Genomic DNA, 26521 nt, shown 5'->3' with positions numbered 1-26521 from the left:
GAACCTGCTAATGTGTAGGATTCGTTGCATCCGAATTTACGCCTGTGGAGTGTCATACCAAATGCGAGTAGCTTCGGCAAAAGCAGGCACGATGAAGTAGGAAGCAAACAAGGCTTATAAGATTTTTATAGGTTTTTGGCAACGGGGACATGGATGGGATAATTTCAACAATTTTTGGGGGATTAATTCTGTTCCCTTACATTGTCATGCTTGTATTCCTTGTCGTTATGAGAAAGATGGGGAAGGCGCCCGCATCGATTATTGGACTGGCTGCCGACATGACTACCCCGTTGCTATTCCTGACAGTTTATTTAGTATCCCGTGAAATAATGGGTGAAGGGGTAGGTATCTATATAGCGGGAATCGCCGTGATAATTGCCATTGTTCGTATCGTTCTTGAACGGATGAAGGTCAAAGAATTTCAAATCGTCCATCTGTTACGAAAAACATGGCGTTTGTATTTTCTTGTCTTAACAGTGAGTTACTTGCTTTTATTGCTAGTTGGTATGATCTTAAAAATGGTCGAATATACAACTTGATTTGCAAGTGTTTAAGCGTTTATTTTTCATTCCTATCGATTGAAATGCTATACTTTGTTCATACTTAAAGTGACAAAGGGGCATGGATGATGAAATTGGAAGTATTAGCATTACAAGGGACTAATGAAGTGATGCAGGCCTATCATAACGATAAGGAATTTGTACATACATTTTTTGATTATGGAAATGAAGAAAATTCCTTTCCCAAGAGGCTAAAAGAACTCGAAGGTCGACCGTTTGAAAGACGTCAACTGGCAGAAACGGTCCGCTCATTCATGGAGCCTTTTGGACTATCTGCAAATGCGGATAAGCATATTAAAGAGCTGGCGGAAAATGCCGTTGCTGTCATCGGTGGTCAACAGGCGGGCGTTTTGACAGGACCTCTATACTCTGTTCATAAAGCCATTACGGTCCTCCTACTGGCAAGGCAGCAACGTGAGGCGCTTGGTGTTCCTGTCGTTCCAGTGTTTTGGGTGGCGGGTGAAGACCATGACCTGAATGAAATTAATCATACCTATACAGAGCTGAACGGTCGTGCGGTGAAGCAACAATACCATGAGAAATTTGTTTTGAAGTTGATGGCATCAGATGCCGTTTATGACAGTGTGAAGATGACTTCATTTGTTAAAGGTGTTTTTGGTAAATTTGGTGAAACTTCATACACAAAAGACTTATTAGATGAGGTGCTGTCAGCTGTTCGGCAAGAAGAGACGTTCACTCAATTTTTTGTCCGACTGATGAATGGTCTTTTCCAGGAGGAAGGGTTGTTGTTCATCGATTCAGCGTTTAAACCGTTACGTCAACTGGAGACGGACTATTTTATAAGACTGATTGAAGAGTCTGAACAACTTGCGGGGAAAATTGCAGACAAGGAAGAGCTGTTTGCTGCACAAGGATTTGGGTCTCCAATTGGTGCTGATATGGATGCTGCAAATTTATTTTATGTCCATGAAACGGGTCGTGTGTTGTTATCGAGAAAAGACGGTTATTTTGTCAATGACAGCTTGGGTCTTCGATTTACGACGGCTGACATGCTTGAGATTGCTAAAGAACAACCATGGCTCTTAAGCAATAATGTTGCGACGCGGCCTATCATGCAGGATTTGGTGTTCCCAGTATTAGCTTTCGTCGGCGGTCCAGGGGAAATCGCATATTGGGCAGTGTTGAAAGAAGCCTTTCACCATCTAGGTTTGAAAATGCCGATTATTGTGCCGCGAATATCGATAACGCTAGTGACACCGCTAGTGAAGCAGGCGTTAGATAAAAAATCCTTCACGGTCGAAGACGTTATGGCTGGACAAATATTTACTGCAAGGGAGCAATTCGTCGAAGATCTGAGGGATGAAGAGTTTAACATAGCTTTGGATGAAACAGCAGAGATGCTGAGTGCCCAATATGACAAGATTGCGCAACTGTCACAACGGCAAGGTGCGATGATGCAGGAATTAACACAAAAAAACCTGCTATTCCATACGAAGCAGTTGAATTATTTAAAAGCGAAGGCTGAAGATGCACTGTTGGTCAAACATGATGCTGCACTTCGCGTGTTCGGTATGTTAGAAGGTGAACTGTTCCCAGAAGGTGCATTGCAGGAACGACTTTATGCACCTTATGCTTATTTGAATAGTTATGGACCGACGCTTATCCAAGAACTTCTTCAATTACCTTTTGAAATTGATGGCACTCATAAAATTGTTTATCTGTGAGAATAGACCTATAAGAATCTCTTGCCCACATCATTGTGTGGGCAAGAGTTTTTTTGTGGGTAAGAATGGGCTGTTTTTATGCATCATATTGTCTATAAAACGCATATTAATCTATTATTTTCTGAATAATCTCATTGAAACAAGTACTATTGACACATTTTCAGGGAAATGAGCATTAATGTTGGGAAACAGGTGGAGGAATGTGGGGGGATGTGGTACATTTATTTCACATAGTGGGGTGAAGAGTATGTTCATGGGCGAATATCAGCATACTATCGATACAAAAGGTCGCCTGATTGTTCCATCTAAGTTTCGGGAGCATCTGGGGGATGGTTTTGTATTGACTCGCGGCTTGGATAATTGTCTCTTCGGTTACCCTATGGATGAATGGAAACGCCTTGAAGAAAAATTGAAGGCATTGCCGGTTACGAAAAAGGATGCACGCGCATTTACCCGTTTTTTCTTTTCCGGCGCAACGGAAGTTGAACTGGACAAGCAGGGACGCATTAATATCCCATCTTCATTGCTCCAATACGCGAAAGTTGAAAAAGATTGTGTCGTCCTTGGTGTTTCGGGGAGGATTGAAATTTGGGCCAAGCCATTATGGAATGCTTATTACGATGAGTCCGAACAATCATTCAATGACATCGCAGAAAATATTATTGATTTTGACTTTTAACTCAATTAAGAACAATACTCTAAAGGAAGTAGGCGGTTTCAATGTTCAACCACACTACAGTATTACTTCACGAAGCCGTCGAAGGTCTGAATATTAAAGGTGATGGAATTTATGTAGACTGTACGCTCGGAGGGGCTGGTCATAGTAAAGAAATTGCAAAGCAATTATCACCGCAAGGCAGGCTAATTTGTTTTGATCAGGACACAACGGCAATTGAAGTTGCCAAAGAGCGCTTGAAGGATTATCTTCCCCAAGTGACGTTTGTCCATTCAAACTTTCGAAATTTGAAATCCGAACTGGATAAAATCGGCATCACATCTGTCGATGGAATCCTTTATGATCTAGGAGTGTCATCGCCACAACTCGATACACCAGAACGCGGGTTTAGCTATAATCACGATGCGCCGCTCGATATGCGGATGGATATGGCAGCTCCGTTAACAGCTTATGATGTTGTCAACGACTGGTCATTTGAGGATCTTGTGCGTATCTTTTTCCGTTACGGTGAGGAGAAATTTTCAAAAAGCATTGTCCGTAAAATCGAGGAAGCACGTGAACAAGCCCCGATTCGTACAACTGCTGAACTAGCTGAACTTATTAAGTCAGGCATCCCCGCGGCGAAGAGGCGGACGGGTGGTCACCCAGCCAAAAGGGTGTTCCAGGCCATCCGAATTGCAGTGAATGATGAACTGGGTGCAGCGGAGGAGTCCATAGTGGATGCGATTACATTGTTGAATCCAGGAGGACGAATTAGTGTTATCACGTTCCATTCATTAGAGGATCGGTTATGTAAAACAATTTTCAAAGAAGCGTCATCCTACCCAGATTTACCACCGAACTTACCGGTGATACCGGAGGGGATGGAGCCGATATTGAGGCTAGTCACAAGGAAGCCGATTCTACCAAGTGATAAAGAAGTAGAGGATAATAAGCGGGCTAGATCTGCGAAGCTTAGAATTGCTGAGAAAAGGTGAAGGGGGAATTTGGTAAATGGCACTAGAACAGAGAAAGTTTCAAACGTCTTACGTACGCGAGCTTGAAGTACCGGAAGTACCGAAACAGCAACCGCATATACGTCCTGCACGAAAAGTGTTTTCTGTCGGAGAAAATTTCCTGTTCGTGCTGTTTGCAACATCCCTTGTCCTTTTTTCAACGATGATTTTACATACGCAAGCCCAAATTATTGATACGAACAAAGAAGTGCAATTAATAGGGAAAGATATTTCGGAAATCTCCAAGCAAAACATGGAGTTATCCATCCAAGTAAAAGAAAAATCTACATATGACCGGATATGGGAGAAAGCGAAGGAGCTAGGTTTGAATCCGAACGAGAACAGCGTAAAGGTTGTGCCAGGACGATGAAAAAGAAATTTCGATTTCAATGGGGAGCCTTTCTGATGTTTTTGATATACGGAGGGCTCTTTTTCCTTTTGTTCGGAAGATTGTTTTTTATTCAAGCAACCGGGCAGGCGGAAGGAAGAGTAATGGCGGCGCTTGCGGAAGCGAAATACGCAAGGGAAACAATATTGAAAGCTGATCGAGGGACGATTGTTGACCGTAATGGGGTACTGATTGCTGCAGATACTTTGAGTTATAAATTGATAATTGTAGTGTCTGAGAAAGCGAGTAAAGGCTCCCACACACCGAGACATGTGCTAGCAGAGAATTTTGACGCAACGGCCGAAGTGCTTGCTAAGTATATACCGCTTGAAAAAGTAGATATTTTTTCACGCATGACAGATTACGCAAAGCGAGAAAGATGGCAATTAGAGCTTGGGAAAGCAGGGCGTGATCTTAGTCATGAAACGGTTCTTGCGATTCGGGAGGAGCTCAAAGAAAAAAAACTATCCGGTATTCTTTTCTTAGAGGATCAAAAAAGATTTTATCCAAATGGAAATTTTGCTTCGTATTTAGTTGGTTTTGCCATGCGAGAAGAAGATGCCGACGGGAATTTATCGACGGTTGGGAAAATGGGACTGGAGTCGACGTATAACAAAGAGCTAACGGGAACGGATGGCAAAGTGAATTTCAAATCAGATAGCTGGGGCTTCAAATTACCGAAAGCAGAAGAAGTAGTGACCCCTGCACAAGACGGTTATGATATTCAACTGACAATCGATAAGACGATTCAAAGTTTTGTAGAAGATGCGATGACCCGGGTGGAAAGTGAATATTCACCTAAAAAGATGCTAGTAGTTGTTGCCGACCCAAAAACGGGTGAAATACTCGCAATGAGTCAACGTCCTTCTTTTCATCCGGGGACGAGAGAAGGGTTGACGGAGAACTGGTTGAATGATGCACTTGAAACAACGATTGAACCAGGATCAACATTGAAAATGTTCACGTTAGCGGCTGCTATTGAAGAGAAAAAATGGGACCCAAATGCTTATTTTAAGTCGGGGCAATATACGATTTATGATCGAACGATACGAGATGTCGTACGAGAAGGTTGGGGAACAATTACCTATTTGGAAGGCTTTCAAAGATCTTCGAACGTCTCTATGGCTTACTTATTAGAACGATTAGGTGATAGAACATTCATAGAATATATGCGGAAATTTGGTTTTGGTGAAAAAACTGGAATTGATTTACCGAATGAAGCACCAGGTGTCATTTTGGATCAGTATCCTTCTGAAAGACTAACAACTTCCTATGGACAAGGTTCAACTGTGACAGCCATGCAGATGGTTCAGGCCGCGACTTCGATTGCGAACAATGGTGTCATGATGAAGCCTTACGTGATTGACAAAATTACGAATCCTAATACAGGAGAAGTAGTGAAAGATCAACAACCGGAAGAACATGACAGTCCAATATCAGCGGCTACTGCAAAGGAAGTAAGAGAAGTTCTTGCTTCAACTGTTACAGGAGAAAAAGGGACAGGGAAGAAGTTTGCACTGAATGGTTATACGGTCGGTGGGAAAACAGGGACTGCGGAAATACCGAAGCCTGTTGGTCGTGGTTATTTGAGCGGTAATGGTAATTATCTGTATTCATTTCTTGGTATGGCACCTGTGGAGGATCCTCAATTGATTACGTATGTGTACGTACAGCAACCTACATTGAAGGTCGGGAAATATGGTGCGGATCCAGTTGCAGAACTGTTTACTTCGATTATGGAAAATAGTTTAAGGTATATGAATATCGTTCCAAGTGGGGAAGATGTTGTCGAAGCAACGGTTGTTCTTGACACAGTTGGTAAGGATTCAACCAAAATGATTGCAAAATTGAAGCAAGATGGCTTCTATCCGATTGTGGTTGGTGAGGGTGGCGCAATTGAACAACAATATCCTCAAGCAGGTACAAAGCTTGCAGAAGGGTCAGTCGTGCTGTTACAGACGGCAGGACCGACTACACTACCCGATTTTACGGGCTGGTCAAAAAAAATGGTGCTGTCCTTTAAAATGTTATCCGGGCTTGATATTCGCATCAATGGAGATGGTTATGTCACGGAGCAAAGCTTGTCAAAAGGGACGGTTATTGAACTAAATGACCCAGTTGTACTCCAACTGAAGTCACCAGCCGATATTTATAAACCCGTAGAAGACCAAGAAGAAGAGAGTATTGTAGGTGGCTAACGAATAGCATTCCGTAACGTATCATACGCTGATAGAAAAACGAGAGGTGTAGGCGCTGCGGACTTTAATAGGTTTACAATCTAAAAAGAGATTACGAGCTGTCTTTGTTATTTTCGTCATCTTGCTAGTAATGGTCATTGGCAAGCTGTTCCATGCGCAAATTATCAAACATGAATTTCTGAAAGAGCGCGCGGAAGCGAACTGGGATCGTGAAATTCCGTTCGGTGGCATGCGCGGGGATATTGTGGACCGCAACGGGAATCTTATCGTTGGGAGCAAGTTAGCACCCACATTATATTTTATGCCTTCCCAAAATCGTGAAGTGACTAGTGCAGCAACCGCGCTTGCACCTATTCTGGGTATGGACGCTGCTGAATTAGAAAAGAAAATGGATCAAGTGGAGTATATGGTTAAATTGGCTCCAGAAGGAAAAAACATTACTAAAGAGCAAGCGGATGAGATTGCGCGTTTACAAATCGATGGCTTGTATACGGGAGTCGATTTTGTCAGGGATTATCCGAATGGTGAGCTATTATCAAGATTAATCGGCTTTACGGGCTATGATAATACAGGCCTGGCTGGTATCGAATATGCTTACGATGAAATCTTACAAGGCACGGGTGATAAAATCCGTATGTACACAGATGCCGTAGGAATCCCATTGCCACATGTCGACGATGGTTTCAAGACGGGTAACAAAGGTGCGAATCTCGGATTGACCATTGATTTGGCTATGCAGAAAGTCGTTGAGCGTGAGTTGTTGCAGGCAATGGAAAAGTTTGATGCTACTCAAGCGCTTGCGATTATAATGAACCCGAAAACGGGGGAAATACTGTCCCTTGCCTCGGTACCGACTTTCGATCCGGCGAATTATCAAAAGGTGGATCCAAGTATTTATAACCGAAATTTGCCTGTCTGGATGACATTTGAGCCGGGATCTACTTTTAAAATTATTACGCTTGCTGCGGGGCTTGAAGAAAAAGTGATTGATCTCAAACACGAACAATTTTATGATCCTGGCTATGTAATGGTTGCCAATGCAAGACTTCGCTGTTGGAAAAGAAGCGGGCATAAGGATCAAACATTCCTACAAGTCGTTGAAAATTCCTGCAACCCTGGATTTGTGGAAATCGGTCAACGTTTGGGCGCAAAAAATTTGAATAAATATATCCGCGACTTTGGTTTTGGTCAATCGACAGGATCGGGAATAGCCGGGGAATCTAAAGGAATTTTGTTTTCAGAAAAGAATTTTGGTCCCGTCGAACAGGCAACAACAGCATTTGGGCAAGGCATTTCAGTGACGCCTATTCAACAAGTGCAAGCTGTCGCCGCAGCGGTAAATGGCGGCTATCTATATCGTCCGTATATTGTCAAAGAAATTACGGATGATAAGGGCAAGACGCTTCAATCATTCACTCCTGACATGCAACGACGAGTGATTAGTGAAGAAACCTCCAAGCAAGTGCGAGAGGCGCTAGAATCGGTTGTTGCCAACGGTTCTGGTGGTAAAGCTTTTGTCGATGGACTACGCGTTGGAGGCAAGACGGGGACTGCGCAGAAAGTTGTTGATGGTCACTATAAAGATGGTGATTATATTGTGTCATTTATCGGTATTGCTCCGGCGGATGATCCAGAATTACTTGTTTATGTTGCGGTTGACAGTCCGAAAAATTCCGTTCAGTTTGGTGGTGTCATTGCGGCGCCGATCGTCGGACGAATTATGGAGGAGATTGCCCCACTGGCAGGTATCGAAAAGCGGCAAGGTCAAATTGAAAAATTATATAAATACGGCGATGAAATGACACATCGAGTTCCTAATTTGGCAGGCATGACAAAAAAGGAAATCACGGGCACGTTGTATACGTATCGTCTGGAATGGCATGGTTCTGGAGATAAAGTAAAATACCAGTTACCGGTTGCTGACACGTTGATTACGGTCGATGATGTGATTCATCTATATACGGAATAAATACACCATAAAGTTTATAAATGAAACGTCTGAAGTAGTCAAATTATGGCTGCTTCAGAAGATAGAAGGAGAAAAGAAGCATGACACTCGTCACAATATTGATGGCTATTGCCGTCGCATTCATTATCTCAGCACTATTAGGGTATTTGATCATCCCAACTCTTAGGACATTGAAGTTTGGGCAAAGTATCCGTGAGGAAGGGCCTAAAAGCCATCTGAAAAAAGCAGGCACGCCTACGATGGGCGGACTGATTTTCATTGGCTCAATCATTCTGTCGACGCTTAGCCTTTCATACATAAACGACGTATTGACGACGCAGACGATTGTTCTGTTACTCGTGTTTGTCGGTTTTGGCATCATTGGTTTCCTAGATGATTTCATCATCGTCGTGTTGAAAAGGAATTTGGGATTGACATCCATTCAAAAGCTAATCGGCCAAATTATTGTTGCAGTTATTGCATTCTTCCTTCTGAAGCTAGGACCTTTTGACACGGCAGTCCAAATTCCATTTACTCATTTTGAAATAGAACTTGGCGTATTCTACGTGGCATTTCTTATTTTCTGGCTCGTTGGCTTCTCCAATGCCGTTAATCTATCAGATGGGTTAGATGGGCTTGTTGCGGGGTCATCATCGATAGCCTTTGGCGCATTTGGTGTGCATGCATGGATTTTTGGTCAACATGATATCGCGTTATTTGCTTTTGTTGTGACAGGGGCTATGCTCGGTTTCCTTATATTTAATGTCAAGCCGGCCAAAGTGTTTATGGGCGATACGGGATCATTAGCGCTTGGTGGAGCGCTTGCTATGTTATCGATATTGATTAAACAGGAATTCTTGTTGCTCGTCATTGGAATTGTCTATGTCATTGAAACACTGTCTGTCATTATTCAGGTCATTAGTTTCAAGACGACAGGGAAGCGGGTTTTTAAAATGAGCCCGATTCATCATCATTTCGAATTATCAGGTTGGTCGGAGTGGAAGATTGTCATTGTTTTTTGGGGAATTGCCTTCTTAGCGGCCATTATCCCTGTCTTGTTGGAGGTGATATAAGTGGAAAATGTCAATCAGTTTAAAGGAATGAAAGTGCTTATCTTAGGCCTTGCCAAAAGTGGTTGTGCTGCATCAAGGTTACTACATTCACTTGGAGCTACTGTGTTGGTGAACGATGCGTCGCCAGAAGATGGCAATGAGGAAGCCGCTGCGCTGCGCATTGAAGGAATTCAAGTTATCTGTGGTGGTCACCCTGCGGGGATTCTTGATGAAGGATTTGATCTGGTCGTTAAAAATCCAGGAATTCCTTATAGTAATCCTGTTGTTGCACAAGCGCTGGAGAAAAAGATTCCTATATGGACGGAAATTGAACTTGCTTCCAGAATCAGTGAGGCTCCAATCATAGCGATTACGGGATCCAATGGTAAAACGACAACGACAACATTGCTGTACCATATGCTTAATATTGGGGGCAAACAGCCACTAATCGCTGGGAATATCGGGACGGTGTCCTGTGCAGTTGCTGAAAAAGCGACGAAAGATCAGGTTATTGTACTAGAGGCATCATCGTTTCAGTTGATGGGAACAGAGACGTTCCACCCGCATATTGCGATTTGGACGAATTTGTATGATGCGCACCTCGATTATCACGGATCACCTGAAGCATACGCCCTAGCGAAATCTGCTATCACGACTAACCAAACGCAAGATGATTATGTCATTTACAATGATGATCAACCGGAGCTTCGTCAGTATATGCAAAGCTCCTTAGCGACTAAAGTTCCTTTTTCCCTTACAGGTATGAAAGAACAGGGGATATCAGCTGACGATGAGCAAATATACTGGAACGGTCAACCTTTTATGAAGCGTTCCATCATCAAGTTGCCGGGTCAGCATAATCTTGAAAATATTCTTGCGTCGACTGCGGCAGCCATTCTTTCGGGCTGTGACAAAACGGCCATCGAAAATGTGCTGAGCTCCTTTACAGGCGTTCGACATCGGATGCAATTCGTCAAGGAATTAAAAGACCGTAAGTTTTACAATGATTCAAAAGCAACGAATACGTTGGCAACCAAAAGCGCCTTAGCAGCGTTTAATACACCTACCATTCTTCTTGCAGGTGGGCTAGATCGCGGGCAATCATTTGAGGAATTAAGACCTTATATGACCCATATCAAAGCCGTGGTTGTTCTTGGGGAAACTGCTGAAAGATTTGCTGATTTTGCTACTTCATGTGGCATTAAAGAAATTGTCCACGCTGACGATGTTAAGGATGCTGTGGAGAAGGCCTACCCGCTTAGTGAGGTGGGGGATATTATTTTGTTATCACCTGCTTGTGCAAGTTGGGATCAGTATACAAGCTTTGAAGTACGGGGAGACCAGTTTATTGAAGCCATAATGCAGCTGCAATGATTAAGTAAATTTGCGGAAGGATGCGTTCACTGGAAGGCAAGTTGAAAACATTGTTTACCGTTTCGGCCGTGGCGCTGTCATTCATCGGATTGGCTTTTGTCTATTCGGCGGGTTCGTATTGGGGAGCCGTCCATTATGCAGATTCATCGCCATTCATTGTGAAACAAGCTATTTATATGGCAGTATCCATAGGCATTGCAGTTGTCATTATGAAAAGTCCATTGACATCTAGCCCTAAAACATGGACAGTGTTTTATTTTGCGACCATTCTGTTACTGGTTGCGGTGCTCATTCCTGGTATTGGGGCGGTGCGGAATGGATCTCAAAGTTGGATTGCTTTTGGTCCATTTAGTCTACAGCCAGCTGAATTCATTAAAGTTGCGCTGATTGGGAAACTGGCATGTAGCATGAATGATACGAGTGGCAAAGGCGTTTTCCGGCTAAGACATTTTGGTTTAATCCTCTTGCCGGCTGGTCTTATCATGCTTCAACCGGATCTTGGGTCTGCCGTTATTATGATTGTTTCAGCTTTCGTTATTTTATTTGTTGCTGGCTATCCGTTGAAGTTTTTTGCGTTTCTAGGTGCAGGAGGGATTGCTGCCTTTATCGCGCTAATTGCTGCGGCACCGTATCGCTTGGCTCGTATCAAGTCTTATATCGATCCCTGGAGCGATCCACGAGGCACGGGCTTTCAAGGGATTCAGTCGTTGTTTGCTATCGCACCGGGTGGATTGGTTGGGCATGGTTACGGCAATAGTCGCCAGAAGTATTTATATTTGCCGGAACCCCAAAACGATTTTATCTTTTCAATTATTGCAGAAGAAACAGGATTCATTGGAGCAACTGTCGTCATATTGTTATTTGCTTTGCTGTTGGTAACCACTTTCGGCATTGCAATTCGAACGAAAGGGCGTTATGCATTTTTGATGGTGGCTGGTATGGGTTCGATGATTATTTTTCAAACATTTTTGAATGTCGGCGTCGTATCAGGACTGTTGCCAGTAACAGGTGTAACATTGCCATTTATTAGTTACGGGGGTTCATCGTTGATGACGACATGGATGGCAGCCGGAACCATTATGCATTTTACTGCAAAAAAAAGTTCTAGTTGAGGAAGGAGGAGCCAGAATGGATAAAGTCATTGATATTGAAGAGCGAATTCCTTCTATGCGGGAAAAGCGTCGCAGGAAGACGAATAAGAAATTCCTGTTCATGTTGACTGTGTTTGTTGTTGCGCTCCTCGCTATCCTTTATTTCCAATCACCGCTCAGTAAAATAGGGAGCATTATTGTGAGCGGTGCAGTTCTCCATGAGCAGTCGTTTTACAAAGAGCAAAGTGGTTTAACAATGGACAACCCTTTATGGAGTTTCAGTACTGAAAAAGTTGAAAAGACTCTGACGGCCATTAATGGCGTTAAGCATGTAGATGTGTCACGAAAATGGTTGCGCGACATCGAAATTGTTATCGAGGAATGGGAAACCGTCGCCTATCTCGAAGAAGCGGGACAATATAGCTTGTTGTTGGAAAATGGTGAAAAGTTCCCGGCTGGTGGGATAGCACTAGAAGCGGAAGCCCCTATATTAAATAACTTTACTAACGAAGACAGCTTGAAGCAGATGTCTGCTCAGTTGTTAAAGATGGAAGACAATGTCTACCGGTTAGTATCCGAAATTATTTTTGATGGGACGTCGGAAGATGCGGATAGCATTACTGTTTATATGGATGATGGATTTGAGGTCCGTGCTGTCATTGCAACATTTGCAGAAAGGATGGATTTTTATCCAGAAATTACTGCGCAATTAAAAGGCTTGGAAAAAGGTGTGATTGATATGGAGGTCGGTACATTCTTTAGCCCATTCAGTAAAGTCTACGGACTGGAAGGTGATGAAGAGGAGGCTAACCCACTTGACGAAGAAAATGAATGATGAGTACAAAAAAAGGGGAAGACATATTCTTTTTTCTGTCGTTTTTCTCGTCTTTGGCTTTATTCTTGCATTTTCTTATCGGACTCTGGGTGTACATGAAGACACCGATAATATTCAATCGGCCTCTTTTCTTAATGAAGAGAAGTATCGAGAAGATTTAATAAGCCAGCAAGAGCGCAATAAAGAGTTAGCCGATGAAATTGCTGCCAAGCAGGAGGAGATACGTGAGTATGAGCGTTCTTTTTCTACAAGAGAGGAAGATCATGCCGAACTTGTTGAAGAGGCACAAGACCTTCGCTTGCTGCTTGGTGTGATTCCCGCTATCGGACAAGGTGTTAAGGTTACACTAAAAGATGCTGATTATGACCCAGTCGAACACAATCCAAATGATTATATTGTTCATGAAAGTCATATTTTTCGGGTTATCAATGAACTCAAAATCTCGGGTGCACAAGGATTAGCGATAAACGGACAGAGAATAACGTCAAACTCTTATATTAAATGTACAGGCCCTGTTATAACAGTCGATGGTCGAACATTTCCTGCTCCATTTATTATCGAGGCAATTGGAGATATGAACGTCCTATCTTCTGCCCTGTATTTAAAGGGCGGTGTGATTGATAGTCTCGTTCGGGATAACATCGTCGTGACAACAGAACAATTGAAAGAAATCCAATTATCCGCATTGAGGACTGAAAATTGAAGGTAGGGGGGTGGACGGGTGAAAAAAGTTATCCATTGGAAATTCACATTAATCCTACTAATCGTCGGGTTTATGACAGCCGTCCAATACAATTCAATGAAAAGCCCCGAGCAACGCGACACGCGGGATATTTGGACGATTCGTCAAGAGCTATCGAACGAAAAACAGTTTCACTCTGAATTGCTGTCCGAAATACGTGAACTAGATAATACTATTAAGACCTATAAATCGCTAAGTGATGAGAACACAGGGAAAGCTTTGATGGAAACAGTGGACAAGCTACATCGGCAAGCAGGTATGACGGATGTTGAAGGGCCAGGCATTATTATCGAAGTGAGGCCATCAGCAGAAAGTATTGCGTTAGGCGCGCCGATTACGGATATATCTCCAGATTTGCTGACCCGTTTCGTTAATGAAGTGAACCGCTACAAAGGATTCACCCTTGAAATTGATGGCAAACGGTTTACGACGTTAAGTTCGATTAGGGATATTAATGGCATTACAACGGTCAACGGACTGAATGTGTCAAAACCACCTTTCTCGATGAAAATCATTTCCTCCTCGTTAAAAGAGAGCGAAAAAATGTACAATTATTTAGCAGCTTCACCTATTCATGATGATTTCTATCTTGATAATCTTCTTCTGGATATTAGAAAACCGGAAGCATCCATTGAAATCCGTGGCTTTCCGGAGAGATTCGACAATCAGTTTTTGGAGGAAATGCCGAAAGGGGAATGACAATGTGGTTGCCTTTGCTCGGGCTTATGCTTGGGATTTCACTTGGTTTGTTATCGGACATACAAATTCCACAAATATATAATAATTACTTGTCGATTGCTGTACTTGCTGCTCTCGATACGCTATTTGGAGGCATCAGAGCTTATTTACAGCAAGTATACGATGATAAGGTATTTGTATCGGGATTCTTCTTCAACATCGTCCTTGCCGCAGTTCTAGCGTTTCTAGGCGTACATCTAGGCGTCGATTTGTATCTGGCTGCAGTTTTTGCCTTCGGTGTTCGGTTATTCCAAAATATTGCGGTAATTAGAAGGATTCTTTTGACAAAATGGACGGAGCGTAGCAAACATTCTAATACAAATGCTCCAGAATAAAGGATTTAGGCAAGAGATGTCGAAAATATTTAGACAATGCACCTGTAATACAATAGAATAAGAGATAAGTGTAATGTAGTGTAAGTATTATGCAAGAGTTGCAATGGGAGGTGCTAGTTTGAGCCAATCAGAATTATATGTATCACTTGATATAGGTTCTTCAACAGTTAAGGTGTTAATCGGCGAAGTGGACGGTGGATCTTTGCACGTCATTGGAGTCGGCAATGTCCAATCTGCGGGGATTCGGAAAGGAACAATCATCGATATTGATGCAACCGTCCAATCTATTCGGAAAGCGGTTGACCAAGCGGAGCGAATGATAGGGATGCAAATCCGCGAAGTCATTCTTGGAATTCCTGCAAACGGTATCTTATTGCAGGATGTGAAGGGGGTTGTGGCCGTTAACTCGGAAAATCGTGAAATTACGGATGATGATTTGGCACGGGTTATGAAATCAGCGCAAGTCATGTCGGTTCCACCAGAGCGAGAAATTGTTAATATTATTCCAAAACAATTTATTGTAGATGATTATGATGAAATTACAGACCCGCGTGGCATGATTGGCGTTCGTTTAGAGATGGATGGAACGCTGATTACGACATCTAAAACGCTGGTGCATAATATCTTGCGTTGCGTCGAACGGGCTGGACTTACAATCCGTGAAATTTACTTGCAGCCATTAGCGGCAGGTACATTTGCTTTAACGGATGATGAAAAAAATCACGGAACTGCATTCATCGATATTGGTGGAGGTTCTACAACAATTGCTGTATTCGGAGAAAATCGTTTTATGTCGACAGCCGTTATCCCTGTGGGTGGCGACCATATTACCAAGGATCTATCCATTATTTTAAAAACGCCAACTGAACAAGCTAGGAAAATCAAACATCAATATGGCCATGCTTTTTCTGATGATGCTTCTGATGATGAACTGTTTGAAGTCCCTATCATTGGCGTAGATTCAAAGGATCAGTACAGCCAACGATACATATCGGAAATTATCGGTGTCCGACTTGAAGAGCTTTTTGAACTTATTTTGGAAGAGTTTTATCGGATGGGGATACGCGATTTACCTGGCGGTGTAGTATTAACTGGTGGTATAACGAAACTGGATGGTATTTTACAATTGGCGAGACATGTGTTGAAAACGAGGGTTCGTATCCATACACCAGAATACATTGGTGTACGTGAACCGATGTATACGACAGCGGTAGGACTGATTCGTTACGCGTATATGCAGGATTCCTATTTTGGTCATGAGTCGGCTTCAGAGACAGCGACAGCGATAGACAACCATGCACCCGCCCCAAGTAATAAGAAAAAGCCTATTGAGCGAAATCAAGAAAAGAAACAAGGAATTTTTGATAAGGCGAAGAAAGTTTTCGACAATTTCTTTGAATAATGACAGATAGACAACCTAATGAATAGGTGGAATAGTTGAGGAGGAGAGACGATGTTAGAATTTGATACAAATATCGACGCGCTTGCGGTTATCAAGGTAATCGGTGTTGGCGGCGGTGGAAATAATGCTGTCAATCGAATGATTGAACATGGTGTACGAGGTGTGGAGTTCATAGCGGTGAACACGGATGCACAAGCTCTCAACCTATCAAGTGCTGAAGTGAAATTGCAAATTGGCGGTAAATTGACACGAGGGCTTGGAGCAGGTGCGAATCCGGAAGTTGGTAAAAAAGCTGCCGAAGAAAGTAAAGAACAGCTAGAGGAAGCTTTACGTGGAGCAGACATGGTATTTGTGACTGCTGGTATGGGTGGCGGAACGGGTACGGGTGCCGCTCCTGTTATCGCACAAATTGCTAAGGATCTAGGTGCATTGACAGTTGGTGTTGTCACAAGACCGTTTACATTTGAAGGGCGCAAGCGTTCTACGCAGGCAATTGGCGGTATCACTTCGATGAAAGAGTCTGTGGACACGCTTATTGTGATTCCAAACGATAAATTACTAGAAATTGTCGATAAAAATACGCCGATGCTAGAAGCGTTCCGTGAAGCAGATAATGTACTACGCCAAGGGGTACAAGGTATTTCGGATTTAATTGCTGTACCAGGTCTTATCAACCTTGACTTTGCTGACGTTAAGACAATTATGTCAAACAAAGGATCTGCCCTTATGGGAATTGGGATGGCTACGGGTGAAAACCGGGCGGCTGAAGCAGCGAAGAAAGCAATTTCCAGTCCATTGCTTGAAACGTCTATTGACGGTGCTAAAGGTGTATTGATGAATATTACGGGTGGCTCCAACCTGAGCCTATTTGAGGTACAAGAAGCTGCGGATATTGTGGCTTCTGCATCAGATGAAGAGGTCAATATGATCTTTGGTTCTGTCATCAATGATGATTTGAAAGATGAAATTATTGTTACAGTTATTGCTACTGGGTTCAACGAAGCGCAGCTGATGCAAGCACGTCCTGCAAGAAGCTCTGGCTTCGGTGCAAGCCGTTCGCAATCTGAAAAGCCATCAACACAACAAACGCCTACGCGTGAACGTAGAGAAGAAGCGCCGCAGTTCCAGCAACCAGAACCAATGCGCCAACAACAGAGCAGTCAACAAGATGATACGCTAGATATCCCAACATTTTTACGTAATCGACGTCGGTAATTTTAGTAAAGCAGTGTCTTTGTCAAATTTGACAAGGACACTGCTTTTTTTTATCCCCCAAGTGTCAAGAGAGTGCAATATATGTCGATTATTTCATGGGTTTTCATCCCCGTTCCGACAAACATTTCAACCCATAGATGCTATCGTTATTTGCAAGGAGGGCAGCTTATGTATGGGGAACTCATTATTGGAGTGAATATGCTGTTCAATTATGCCATCCTGTCATTTGCGAACAAAGTAGGGAACGTTCAAGCCGCCCGCGGACGAATGTTGTTCGCTTCCTTTGTAGGCGCATTGCCTGTCACCATTTTTCCATCATCCGCAATCGCGGTTGTCCTATCTTTTATAGGTATGACGTTATGCGCTTTTGGCAAGGCATTCGAACCGTGGAGGAAATCCGCAACAATGGTGTTGATTGGAGCGGTATTTGCTGGAGGATTATTGACAGCATTCCACTTTCGTATCCAGACAATAAATTCATCGCTGAACGTCTTGAGCTATGCAGTTGTGGCATATGTCGCCCTTTATTTCATGAAAAAGAAATGGATAGATGTCAGGACAGCCCGTCATGTATCAGAACTGAAATCGTCATCCGTTCTCCGTATCTGGGGACAGGATATCCCGATAGATGTGTTCATCGATTCAGGCAATAGTTGTACAGAGCCATTGTCAGGTGCAGCAGTCCATTTTGTATCGCTGAAAGCAGTCGAGAAGGATATTCCCAATGATTTAAAGGAGACGCTGCTTGCTTGGAATGGTAGTCCAACGCTTGCAGAATTCCCTGATTGTTATCAAAAATCATTGCGGTTGATTCGATTAATGACGATTCAAGGGAGGTCATGGGCGGTAGGTTTGAAATTTGAACGATGGACAATTGGAGCAGGCAATTCGCTACAACCTGGTTATATCGTACTTACTAAAAATGACCGTCGCTATCCTGACGGCGCCGAAGCCATTTTACACGTATCCGCAATGGAATCATTAAAAGGGGGAACTGTACATGTTGCATGAATTGAAAAAGTGGATGTCGGTACTTGCAAGCTTTTTTAAACAGAAAAACGGCACATACTATATTGGAGGCCACGAATCATTACCGAAACCACTGACGCGCGAAGAAGAAGCTAAAACTATTCATGCCTTTATGGAAGGTGATATGAATGCACGTGATACGCTCATTGAAAAAAATTTACGCCTTGTCGTTTACATCGCCCGACGTTTTGATAATACCAATACACATATCGAAGATCTTATTAGTATTGGCGCTATTGGGTTAATCAAAGCTATTGAGACATTCAAAATCGACAAAAATATTAAATTGGCTACGTACGCATCCCGCTGCATTGAAAATGAAATTTTGATGCATCTTCGCAAAACAAATCGAACACGTTCAGAAATTTCTTTTGATGAACCCCTCAATTCAGATGCGGATGGCAATGAATTACTGCTATCTGATATTCTTGGCACAGATGAAGATATTATTACAGATGATGTTGAAAAGAAAATTGAAAGACAACATATGATTGAAGCGATTGGCACACTCGATGAGCGAGAGCGTTATATTATGGAATGTCGTTTTGGTTTGACGGGACAAGTGGAAATGACACAGAAGGAAGTAGCAGAGCTACTCGGCATTTCCCAGTCTTATATTTCTCGACTTGAAAAGAAAATTATTATGGATTTACGCGAGCGATTAAATCATTCACTTGCGTGATGGTTGAAATTGGAGAAGTGCTTTTTCGCATATTCTGGACGACTGCGGACAAACTACTGTTACAGTCATCTACAGAATACGGAGGAAGAGCGAATGGTACGTACAAGAGTAGAAATATGTGGAATAGATACGTCCGAATTGCCATTACTCACGAATGAAGTGATGAAAGCAACGTTTATCAGGCTGCAAAGTGGCGATCATTCTGCGAGAGAAGAACTTGTTATTGGTAATTTACGACTTGTGTTAAGTTTAGTTCAACGATTTGCTTACAGAGGGGAACAAGCGGATGATTTATTTCAAGTCGGTTGTATTGGCTTATTAAAATCGATTGACAACTTCGATTTGAAACATAATGTAAGATTTTCCACTTATGCTGTCCCGATGATTATCGGGGAAATTAAAAGGCATCTGCGTGATCATCATTCCATACGGGTTTCAAGGTCACTGCGTGATATTGCATATAAGGCGATCAGGGCAAAAGAGCAATTTATCAATGATCATCAAAAAGAACCACGCATCTCGGATTTGTCCGAAGCGACGGGAATTCCAGCGGATGATATATTATTTGCACTCGATGCAATTCAAGATCCTATGTCGTTGCATGAGCCTATCAATAGCGATGGCGGAGATCCAGTTTATATGATGGATCAACTGCAAGATAAAACAGTCTCTGAAGATCGCTGGTTGACATATGTCGCTGTGAAGGAGACTGTTTCCGAGATGGATGAACGGCAACAGGCGATTCTTTCTAAAAGGTTTTATTTAGGACAAACGCAGACAGAGATTGCCAAAGAACTAGGAATTTCGCAAGCTCAAATTTCCAGATTAGAAAAAAATGCAGTGAAAATCATTCGGGATGGCATGGATCAAAAAAAATAATCGCCTAAAACGAGATACCTTAATGGTATCTCGTTTTTTATCATATAGTCATTCTAAGGAGGGATTTGCATGAGGTTTTCGGAAATTCAAAAGAAAGAAGTTATTGACGCTACGAAAGGGTCATTCCTTGGATTTGTGCAAGATGCAACGATTGATATTAAAAACGGTAAAGTGGAGTCATTACATGTCGGTGGCGGGGAGCGCGGTATATTTTTTGAAGCCAAAGATAAGGACGCAAAACGAGTTCGTCTTGACGACGTCGCGACTATCGGAAAAGATATTGTTTTGGTTGGCAAAAAAGACGACAAAAAATGACTTATCATTGATATGTAGTCGTCCACTTGTTACAATGAGATGTAAGAAACATGAAAAGTAGTGATAATCATGAGTAATTTACAACAGCGAATTGAAAAAATTGAATATGATATACAAGATGTTTGTCAACGTATCGGTCGGAAGCGATCGGATATTACGGTTGTCGCCGTTACCAAAGAAGTGTCAGCAGCAAGAGCATCCGCTATGATTGAGGCGGGTTTTGCCAATCTTGGTGAAAATCGTCCCGAAGTTTTACTGGATAAACAGGAAACGATTCAAAGTGGTGCTAAATGGCATTTCATCGGTAATGTCCAAAGTAGAAAAGTGAAAGACATCATTAATCGAATTGATTATTTACATTCTGTTGATCGAATAAGTATTGCAAAAGAGATTCACAAGCGAGCGGATCATATCATCGATTGCTTTATTCAAGTGAATGTTTCAGGCGAGGAAAGTAAATCAGGTGTTACACCAGCTGAACTTAAGAATTTTATTGAACAAATGGCGGCTTACGATAAAATCCGCATCGTCGGTTTAATGACGATGGCTCCTTTCACGGAGGATGTGGATTTGATACGGTCAGTCTTTCGATCGTTACGACAACTCCGTGATGGAATTGCCGCACTAGAATTGCCTTATGCACCATGCACACAATTGTCTATGGGAATGTCTAATGATTTCATAATCGCAATCGAAGAAGGTGCAACTCATGTCAGAATCGGGACTGCACTTGTCGGAGCAGAAAGCGGGGAGGACGCATGAGCATCAAAAACAAGTTTGAGAAATGGTTTTACTTAGATGATGAAGAGGATGATGTCGGGGAACAGCAGCCGCGTCGAGAAGAACCGCGTGCCGTTCAAGAGCCGCAACAGCCGTTGCGTAAGGCGCAACCTCGACGACAGCAGCAACCAATGGGCGAGCCGCAACAAGCTGGAACCGTTGTCAGTCTGCAAAGCATCCAGAAATCCTCAAAAGTGATCTTAATTGAACCGCGTGTGTATGCCGAAGCACAAGATATATCAGAACATCTGAAAAACAAACGGGCAGTTGTTGTCAATTTACAGCGAATCGAGCGCGACCAAGGCATCCGCATTGTGGATTTTCTAAGTGGTACGGTCTATGCGCTTGGCGGAGACATTCAGCGCATTGGAACGGATATATTCCTATGCACGCCTGAAAATGTAGAAGTTGCCGGTGCAATTTCGGATTACTTTGAACGATAGAATTTGAATGAGGTGTATGAATTAGTATGGTAGGTTTAATTTTTAATGGTATAGCATGGGCATTTCAAATCTATACGATATTACTCGTTATTTATATTTTGATGTCATGGGTACCATCCACACGCGAAACAAAATTCGGCCAATTTCTTGCGGCAATTGTAGAGCCATATTTAGGGTTTTTCAGGAAATTCATCCCGCCATTAGGTATGATTGATATTTCACCAATTGTTGCGTTATTTGCATTAAGTTTAATTCGAACGGGTGTTTTTTCATTACTAAGTATTGTTCTTTACTAAAATATAACAAATCATGCATATCCTCACCTTGGTGGGGATTTTTTAACTTCATTCAGGAGGGTTCAAATCCCTCCTGAATGAAGTTAAAGCCTCCGGCGGATGTCACAAATTTTGTAGGGAGTTAATTGCGCAAGCGCAATTCAAAATTTGGACGCAATTACGCCGAGGCGTAATTGATTAAAAGGAGGTACAGTCAATGGAAACGATATTACAGCATTTTCGTAAAGATGAGCAGCCGTTTATTGAGATGGCGATTGGTTGGATACGTGAAGTTGAAGATAGCTATGCCCCCAAGTTGACGGGGTTTTTAGACCCGAGACAGCAATTCATTGTGGAGTCGTTGGCTCGTAATTCTATGTTGTTGGTCGGCTCATATGGGGCTTTTGTGGAGGCGGAGCGACAGCGTATTCTTATCTATCCCGATTATTATGTACCGGAAAAGGAAGATTATCAAATCGCGATGTTCAATGTCAAATACGCTTCGAAATTCTTGAAGCTAGAGCATAAAGATATTCTCGGATCGATGATGTCACTTGGGATTGATCGTTCGAAATTCGGTGACATTCGTGTCGGGGAAGATGAAGTGCAATTTGCAGTTGCTGATGAATTAAAAGATTATATGACCGCCAATTTTTTATCCATCGGCAAAGCAAAGGTAACGGTTGAGGAAAGTAATCAACCTGAAGACTGGATTGTAGCCACAGATAGTTGGACGGAAGAAATGCATATTGTCAGTTCATTGCGACTCGATACGGTTATTGCGGCACTCGCCAACATTTCGCGTCAGAAGGCGGCATCGCTCATTCATGGCGACAAAGTAAAAGTGAACTGGGCAGTACGGGATCAACCTGCTTTTGAATTGCAAGAATTGGACATGCTATCCGTTAGAGGTTCAGGAAGATTTAAAGTGATGGCGATTGAAGGAAGAACGCGAAAAGATAAGATACTCCTAATTATTGGAAAGTTAGAATGACTTTTCAGATAATAGTTTTAAAAAATGCTGTTTTCTAATGACGCAGCATGTATAATAGAATATAAACGATGTTGTAGGGGGATGCTTTAAATGGCTCTGTCACCAATTGATATACATAATAAGGAATTTACAAGCAAATTCCGTGGTTATGATGAAGATGAAGTCAATGAATTTTTAGAGCAAATCATGAAAGACTTCGAAAATATTCTTGAAGAAAATAAAGCGTTGAAGAGTAGTTTGAAGCAATCGAATGAGCAAGTTTCTCATTTTAATTCGATTGAACAGACATTGCAAAAATCAATCCTGATTGCCCAGGAAGCGGCAGAGGATGTCCGTCGCAACTCCATGAAAGAATCTAAGCTGATTGTCAAAGAAGCAGAAAAAAATGCAGATCGAATTGTCAATGAAGCTCTTTCTCGTGCGCGTAGAATTTCTGTTGAAATCGAAGATCTGAAAAAGCAGTCAAAAGTGTTCCGCACCCGTTTCAAAATGCTAATTGAAGCACAGCTTGAACTGATTCAAGCAGATGACTGGGATCATTTATTGGAGTATGAAATGAATACGGAACAGTTAGAAATGGTAGCGGATAACGAGTAAGCTTGACTTTATTCTAAATTCACATCTATAATAGTGTGCATAATTAATACAGGTAAAAACAGCGTTGAAAGAGAGAGTACTTTCCAAAAATTGTGCTTAGCGAGTCGGGGATGGTGAGAGCCCGGTCAACAAATTGGAAACGAAAATCACTCTTGAGCTGGATTGCGGAAATTGTCCACAATCCCGGAAACACCCCGTTATGGTGTCTGAGTGGTAGCAAATTCGTTTGCTGCAAGTAGGGTGGTAACGCGAGAATAATTCTTCGTCCCTTTTTAGGGGCGGGGATTTTTTTTATGCCCGCAGGATGCGGGTATGCGGCCTTTGCCAATCGAACTGCGAAGGGTTCGATTGGCCGTATTTCTGTGCTTTTTGCAGAAATTAAGGCACATATCGCGGGAGTTGTGCACTTAAGCTGCCTTCCCTAGAGTTTTTCAAAATTAAAAGGAGGAATACAAGATGGAATACAAAGATACATTACTAATGCCGAAAACAGACTTCCCAATGCGTGGAGGTTTACCAACGAACGAACCGAAAATGCAAGAAAAATGGGAACAGATGGACATTTATAAACAAGTACAAGAACGGACTGCTGGTCGCCCGTTCTTCATTCTCCATGACGGACCTCCATATGCTAACGGTGATCTTCATATGGGGCACGCACTCAACAAAGTACTAAAAGATATGATTATCCGCCATAAATCAATGACGGGCTTCCACGCACCGTACGTTCCAGGTTGGGATACACATGGATTGCCAATCGAGCAGGCACTTGTCAACAAAGGAGTTAAGCGTAAAGAACACTCACTCGCTGAATTCCGTAAAATGTGTGAGGACTATGCGTATAGCCAAATCGATAGCCAACGTTCACAATTTAAACGGATTGGTGTTCGTGGCGATTGGGATAACCCATATATTACGTTGAAGCCTGCATTTGAAGCGCGTCAAATCAAAGTATTTGGTGATATGGCGAAAAAAGGCTACATCTATAAAGGCTTGAAGCCCGTTTATTGGTCACCTTCAAGTGAATCTGCACTTGCAGAAGCAGAAATTGAATATCAAGATAAAAAATCAGCGTCGATTTATGTTGGTTTCCCTGTGAAAGACGGTTTAGGTGTCATTGATACAGACGTGCAATTCCTAATCTGGACGACGACTCCATGGACGATTCCTGCAAACCTTGGGATTTCGGTGCACCCAGAATTCACATACGTTATTGTGAAAGTTGGAGAAGAGAAGATTTTAATTGCCAAAGACTTGCTTACTTTTGTGGCAACAGAAATTGGCTGGGAAGACTACACTGTTGAACGTGAGCTGAAAGGTTCTGAACTTGATCGTGTTGTTGCGAAGCATCCCCTGTATGATCGTGATTCACTCGTCATGCTTGGCGAACACGTAACAGCTGAAGCGGGTACTGGTTGCGTCCATACGGCACCAGGTCACGGGGAAGATGACTTTTACGTATCGAAAGCTTACGGCATTGATGCATTATCACCGATTGATGATCGTGGTGTGATGACTGACGAAGCACCTGGCTTTGCAGGATTATTCTACGAAGATGCGAATAAAGCCGTTACAGAAGCACTCGAAAAAGTAGGCGCACTGAAGAAATTATCATTCATCACGCATTCATATCCGCATGATTGGCGCACGAAAAAACCGGTTATTTACCGGGCGACTGCACAATGGTTCGCTTCGATTGAATCGTTCCGCACTGAATTGCTAGATGCGATCAACAACACGAAATTCACGCCAGCATGGGGTGAAACTCGTCTTTATAACATGGTTCGCGACCGTGGCGACTGGTGTATTTCACGTCAACGCGTTTGGGGTGTTCCAATTCCTGTGTTCTACGCAGAAAATGGCGAGCCAATCATTACAGATGAAACGATTGATAATGTTGCAGCATTATTCCGTGAGCATGGTTCAAATATTTGGTTTGAACGTGAAGCAAAAGATCTTCTACCAGAAGGTTTCACGCATGCGGGAAGCCCGAACGGAGAATTTACAAAAGAGACGGATATCATGGACGTTTGGTTTGATTCAGGGACGACGCATCAAGGTGTGCTTGTCGAAAGAGACGACCTTGTCTACCCAGCTGATTTGTATTTAGAAGGATCTGACCAATACCGTGGATGGTTCAACTCATCCCTAACGACAAGTGTTGCCATCAACGGTCATGCACCTTACAAAGGCTTGCTAAGTCATGGTTTCACACTGGACGGTGAAGGGCGTAAAATGAGTAAATCCATCGGTAATGTCATCGTACCTGCAAAAGTGATGAACCAGCTTGGTGCAGACATTCTTCGTCTGTGGGTTTCTTCTGTGGATTACACGGCGGATGTGCGGGTTTCAGATTCGAACTTCAAGCAAGTATCTGAAGTGTATCGTAAAATCCGTAACACACTGCGCTTCTTGCACGGTAATACATCGGACTTCAATCCTGCAACAGATGCAGTTGCATTCGCAGACCTTCGCCCAGTAGATCAATTTGTCTATGTGAAATTACAAGATTTGATCAAAGAAGTACGCGCGGCGTATGACAACTATGAATTTGCAACAGTTTACCATGCAGTGAACAACTTCTGTACGGGTGAATTGAGCTCATTCTACTTGGATATTGCCAAGGATGTTGTTTATATCGAAGGTGCTGATCATCTGCATCGTCGTGCGATGCAAACAGTGATGCATGAAACATTGATGGCGTTGTTGAAACTGTTGACACCTATCGTGCCTCATACGACGGATGAAATGTGGGCGTATCTTGAGCATGTGGAAGAAGATAGCATTCAGTTAACGGATATGCCAGAAGCGCAAGATCTTGGAGAGCAAGCGCAAGCACTGCGTGAACGTTTTGCAACGCTTATGCTTGTCCGTGATGATGTTTTGAAAGCACTCGAAGAAGCACGAAATAGCAAAGTCATCGGTAAATCACTTGAAGCAAAAGTGACGGTTGCAGTTCCAGAAAACTTGCAGGGTATCTTTGCAGCAGAAGATATTGACTTCGCGCAATTCTTCATCGTATCGCAATTTGTAGAAGGCAATGTTGCTAACATGCCTGAAGGAACGTTGAAGTTAGATACAGTTAGCGTCCTTGTTGAACATGCAGACGGTGAGAAATGTGAGCGTTGCTGGACAATTTCCGAAACAGTTGGCCAGGATGACACACATGCAACACTATGTGTACGTTGTGCAGACGTTGTGAAAAAACACTACGCGTAATGATATAAAAATAGAACGGCTGTGGCAGTCTTATTAAAAGACTTGTCATAGCCGCTTTTTAATACTGACACCCT

26 protein-coding genes and 1 other annotated feature are annotated in these 26521 nt (G+C 42.6%); all 26 genes read left to right on the top strand.

From position 1 onward, the window contains the following. The first annotated feature begins 149 nt into the window (after positions 1–149). The 26 genes from R2B72_RS06345 (at position 150) to ileS (ending at position 26447) form a co-directional block, all read left to right on the top strand. Positions 150–539, top strand: a complete 390-nt coding sequence (locus R2B72_RS06345; RefSeq protein WP_318615542.1) for a DUF3397 family protein — start codon at positions 150–152, stop codon at positions 537–539. An 89-nt stretch (positions 540–628) separates the two neighbouring features. Further along, the gene (gene bshC, locus R2B72_RS06340) at positions 629–2245 is read left to right on the top strand and encodes a bacillithiol biosynthesis cysteine-adding enzyme BshC (RefSeq protein ID WP_318615541.1); all 1617 of its coding nucleotides are present in this window, start codon (positions 629–631) and stop codon (positions 2243–2245) included. 247 nt (positions 2246–2492) lie between these two features. Beyond that, positions 2493–2924 (top strand): division/cell wall cluster transcriptional repressor MraZ, encoded by a 432-nt coding sequence (gene mraZ, locus R2B72_RS06335; RefSeq protein ID WP_318615539.1) that lies wholly within the window; start codon positions 2493–2495, stop codon positions 2922–2924. A gap of 41 nt (positions 2925–2965) precedes the next feature. Further along, a complete protein-coding gene (gene rsmH, locus R2B72_RS06330; protein ID WP_318615538.1) occupies positions 2966–3898 on the top strand; it encodes a 16S rRNA (cytosine(1402)-N(4))-methyltransferase RsmH in 933 nt (310 codons plus the stop codon). Between the two features lie 16 nt (positions 3899–3914). Continuing rightward, on the top strand, positions 3915–4286 hold the full coding sequence (gene ftsL, locus R2B72_RS06325) for a cell division protein FtsL (protein ID WP_318615536.1): 372 nt from the start codon (positions 3915–3917) through the stop codon (positions 4284–4286). Positions 4287–4321: 35 nt separating this feature from the next. Beyond that, positions 4322–6502: a penicillin-binding protein gene (locus R2B72_RS06320; protein WP_318615535.1), complete on the top strand. Its 2181-nt coding sequence runs from the start codon at positions 4322–4324 to the stop codon at positions 6500–6502. A 130-nt stretch (positions 6503–6632) separates the two neighbouring features. Further along, the gene (locus tag R2B72_RS06315; protein ID WP_318615559.1) at positions 6633–8471 is read left to right on the top strand and encodes a penicillin-binding transpeptidase domain-containing protein; all 1839 of its coding nucleotides are present in this window, start codon (positions 6633–6635) and stop codon (positions 8469–8471) included. 80 nt (positions 8472–8551) lie between these two features. Further along, positions 8552–9523, top strand: coding sequence for a phospho-N-acetylmuramoyl-pentapeptide-transferase (gene mraY / locus R2B72_RS06310; RefSeq protein ID WP_318615534.1), 972 nt, complete (start codon positions 8552–8554; stop codon positions 9521–9523). After that, the gene (murD, locus tag R2B72_RS06305; protein WP_318615533.1) at positions 9524–10876 is read left to right on the top strand and encodes a UDP-N-acetylmuramoyl-L-alanine--D-glutamate ligase; all 1353 of its coding nucleotides are present in this window, start codon (positions 9524–9526) and stop codon (positions 10874–10876) included. A gap of 41 nt (positions 10877–10917) precedes the next feature. After that, positions 10918–11988 (top strand): putative lipid II flippase FtsW, encoded by a 1071-nt coding sequence (ftsW, locus tag R2B72_RS06300; RefSeq protein WP_318615532.1) that lies wholly within the window; start codon positions 10918–10920, stop codon positions 11986–11988. 16 nt (positions 11989–12004) lie between these two features. Next, the gene (locus tag R2B72_RS06295) at positions 12005–12802 is read left to right on the top strand and encodes a cell division protein FtsQ/DivIB (RefSeq protein ID WP_318615531.1); all 798 of its coding nucleotides are present in this window, start codon (positions 12005–12007) and stop codon (positions 12800–12802) included. After that, positions 12783–13505: a DUF881 domain-containing protein gene (locus tag R2B72_RS06290; protein WP_318615530.1), complete on the top strand. Its 723-nt coding sequence runs from the start codon at positions 12783–12785 to the stop codon at positions 13503–13505. The genes R2B72_RS06295 and R2B72_RS06290 overlap by 20 nt, the downstream gene beginning before the upstream one ends. Before the next feature lie 18 nt (positions 13506–13523). Further along, positions 13524–14243 (top strand): DUF881 domain-containing protein, encoded by a 720-nt coding sequence (locus tag R2B72_RS06285; protein ID WP_318615528.1) that lies wholly within the window; start codon positions 13524–13526, stop codon positions 14241–14243. A 2-nt stretch (positions 14244–14245) separates the two neighbouring features. After that, on the top strand, positions 14246–14617 hold the full coding sequence (locus tag R2B72_RS06280; protein ID WP_318615526.1) for a small basic family protein: 372 nt from the start codon (positions 14246–14248) through the stop codon (positions 14615–14617). 118 nt (positions 14618–14735) lie between these two features. Next, complete coding sequence (ftsA, locus tag R2B72_RS06275) at positions 14736–16019, top strand: cell division protein FtsA (protein WP_318615525.1); 1284 nt, start codon at positions 14736–14738, stop codon at positions 16017–16019. 51 nt (positions 16020–16070) lie between these two features. After that, on the top strand, positions 16071–17234 hold the full coding sequence (gene ftsZ / locus R2B72_RS06270; protein ID WP_318615524.1) for a cell division protein FtsZ: 1164 nt from the start codon (positions 16071–16073) through the stop codon (positions 17232–17234). A 168-nt stretch (positions 17235–17402) separates the two neighbouring features. Then, the gene (locus R2B72_RS06265; RefSeq protein WP_318615523.1) at positions 17403–18245 is read left to right on the top strand and encodes a sigma-E processing peptidase SpoIIGA; all 843 of its coding nucleotides are present in this window, start codon (positions 17403–17405) and stop codon (positions 18243–18245) included. Next, positions 18235–18945, top strand: coding sequence for an RNA polymerase sporulation sigma factor SigE (sigE, locus tag R2B72_RS06260; RefSeq protein ID WP_318615522.1), 711 nt, complete (start codon positions 18235–18237; stop codon positions 18943–18945). Before R2B72_RS06265 ends, sigE begins: the two co-directional genes overlap by 11 nt. A 93-nt stretch (positions 18946–19038) precedes the next feature. Next, complete coding sequence (gene sigG / locus R2B72_RS06255) at positions 19039–19824, top strand: RNA polymerase sporulation sigma factor SigG (RefSeq protein WP_318615521.1); 786 nt, start codon at positions 19039–19041, stop codon at positions 19822–19824. Positions 19825–19893: 69 nt separating this feature from the next. Then, positions 19894–20139, top strand: coding sequence for a PRC-barrel domain-containing protein (locus R2B72_RS06250; protein ID WP_318615520.1), 246 nt, complete (start codon positions 19894–19896; stop codon positions 20137–20139). A gap of 69 nt (positions 20140–20208) precedes the next feature. Continuing rightward, positions 20209–20901 (top strand): YggS family pyridoxal phosphate-dependent enzyme, encoded by a 693-nt coding sequence (locus R2B72_RS06245; RefSeq protein ID WP_318615518.1) that lies wholly within the window; start codon positions 20209–20211, stop codon positions 20899–20901. After that, a complete protein-coding gene (locus tag R2B72_RS06240; RefSeq protein WP_318615517.1) occupies positions 20898–21362 on the top strand; it encodes a cell division protein SepF in 465 nt (154 codons plus the stop codon). Before R2B72_RS06245 ends, R2B72_RS06240 begins: the two co-directional genes overlap by 4 nt. 26 nt (positions 21363–21388) lie before the next feature. Then, on the top strand, positions 21389–21658 hold the full coding sequence (locus tag R2B72_RS06235) for a YggT family protein (protein ID WP_318615516.1): 270 nt from the start codon (positions 21389–21391) through the stop codon (positions 21656–21658). Positions 21659–21854: 196 nt separating this feature from the next. Continuing rightward, on the top strand, positions 21855–22631 hold the full coding sequence (locus R2B72_RS06230; RefSeq protein ID WP_318615515.1) for an RNA-binding protein: 777 nt from the start codon (positions 21855–21857) through the stop codon (positions 22629–22631). A gap of 90 nt (positions 22632–22721) precedes the next feature. Further along, complete coding sequence (locus R2B72_RS06225; protein WP_318615514.1) at positions 22722–23228, top strand: DivIVA domain-containing protein; 507 nt, start codon at positions 22722–22724, stop codon at positions 23226–23228. 55 nt (positions 23229–23283) lie between these two features. After that, positions 23284–23501: a binding site (T-box leader), on the top strand. Positions 23502–23684: 183 nt separating this feature from the next. Further along, entirely contained in the window at positions 23685–26447 is a 2763-nt protein-coding gene (gene ileS, locus R2B72_RS06220) for an isoleucine--tRNA ligase (RefSeq protein ID WP_318615513.1), read from the top strand. The last annotated feature ends 74 nt before the right edge of the window (positions 26448–26521 follow it).

The sequence above is a fragment of the Sporosarcina sp. YIM B06819 genome (assembly GCF_033485175.1).
Taxonomy (GTDB): domain Bacteria; phylum Bacillota; class Bacilli; order Bacillales_A; family Planococcaceae; genus Sporosarcina.
This window is presented reverse-complemented; position numbering and strand designations above follow the sequence as displayed.

What these genes read in the sequence shown, in the direction of transcription:
- R2B72_RS06245 (WP_318615518.1), top strand. Translation starts at nt 20,209, where the DNA reads ATGAGTAATTTACAACAGCGAATTGAAAAAATTGAATATGATATACAA.
- R2B72_RS06315 (WP_318615559.1), top strand. Translation starts at nt 6,633, where the DNA reads ATGGTCATTGGCAAGCTGTTCCATGCGCAAATTATCAAACATGAATTT.
- R2B72_RS06345 (WP_318615542.1), top strand. Translation starts at nt 150, where the DNA reads ATGGATGGGATAATTTCAACAATTTTTGGGGGATTAATTCTGTTCCCT.
- R2B72_RS06320 (WP_318615535.1), top strand. Translation starts at nt 4,322, where the DNA reads ATGTTTTTGATATACGGAGGGCTCTTTTTCCTTTTGTTCGGAAGATTG.
- sigG (WP_318615521.1), top strand. Translation starts at nt 19,039, where the DNA reads ATGGTACGTACAAGAGTAGAAATATGTGGAATAGATACGTCCGAATTG.
- R2B72_RS06265 (WP_318615523.1), top strand. Translation starts at nt 17,403, where the DNA reads ATGTATGGGGAACTCATTATTGGAGTGAATATGCTGTTCAATTATGCC.
- rsmH (WP_318615538.1), top strand. Translation starts at nt 2,966, where the DNA reads ATGTTCAACCACACTACAGTATTACTTCACGAAGCCGTCGAAGGTCTG.
- R2B72_RS06250 (WP_318615520.1), top strand. Translation starts at nt 19,894, where the DNA reads ATGAGGTTTTCGGAAATTCAAAAGAAAGAAGTTATTGACGCTACGAAA.
- mraZ (WP_318615539.1), top strand. Translation starts at nt 2,493, where the DNA reads ATGTTCATGGGCGAATATCAGCATACTATCGATACAAAAGGTCGCCTG.
- R2B72_RS06225 (WP_318615514.1), top strand. Translation starts at nt 22,722, where the DNA reads ATGGCTCTGTCACCAATTGATATACATAATAAGGAATTTACAAGCAAA.
- sigE (WP_318615522.1), top strand. Translation starts at nt 18,235, where the DNA reads ATGTTGCATGAATTGAAAAAGTGGATGTCGGTACTTGCAAGCTTTTTT.
- ftsL (WP_318615536.1), top strand. Translation starts at nt 3,915, where the DNA reads ATGGCACTAGAACAGAGAAAGTTTCAAACGTCTTACGTACGCGAGCTT.
- R2B72_RS06280 (WP_318615526.1), top strand. Translation starts at nt 14,246, where the DNA reads ATGTGGTTGCCTTTGCTCGGGCTTATGCTTGGGATTTCACTTGGTTTG.
- bshC (WP_318615541.1), top strand. Translation starts at nt 629, where the DNA reads ATGAAATTGGAAGTATTAGCATTACAAGGGACTAATGAAGTGATGCAG.
- R2B72_RS06295 (WP_318615531.1), top strand. Translation starts at nt 12,005, where the DNA reads ATGGATAAAGTCATTGATATTGAAGAGCGAATTCCTTCTATGCGGGAA.
- R2B72_RS06235 (WP_318615516.1), top strand. Translation starts at nt 21,389, where the DNA reads ATGGTAGGTTTAATTTTTAATGGTATAGCATGGGCATTTCAAATCTAT.
- R2B72_RS06240 (WP_318615517.1), top strand. Translation starts at nt 20,898, where the DNA reads ATGAGCATCAAAAACAAGTTTGAGAAATGGTTTTACTTAGATGATGAA.
- R2B72_RS06230 (WP_318615515.1), top strand. Translation starts at nt 21,855, where the DNA reads ATGGAAACGATATTACAGCATTTTCGTAAAGATGAGCAGCCGTTTATT.
- ileS (WP_318615513.1), top strand. Translation starts at nt 23,685, where the DNA reads ATGGAATACAAAGATACATTACTAATGCCGAAAACAGACTTCCCAATG.
- ftsZ (WP_318615524.1), top strand. Translation starts at nt 16,071, where the DNA reads ATGTTAGAATTTGATACAAATATCGACGCGCTTGCGGTTATCAAGGTA.
- mraY (WP_318615534.1), top strand. Translation starts at nt 8,552, where the DNA reads ATGACACTCGTCACAATATTGATGGCTATTGCCGTCGCATTCATTATC.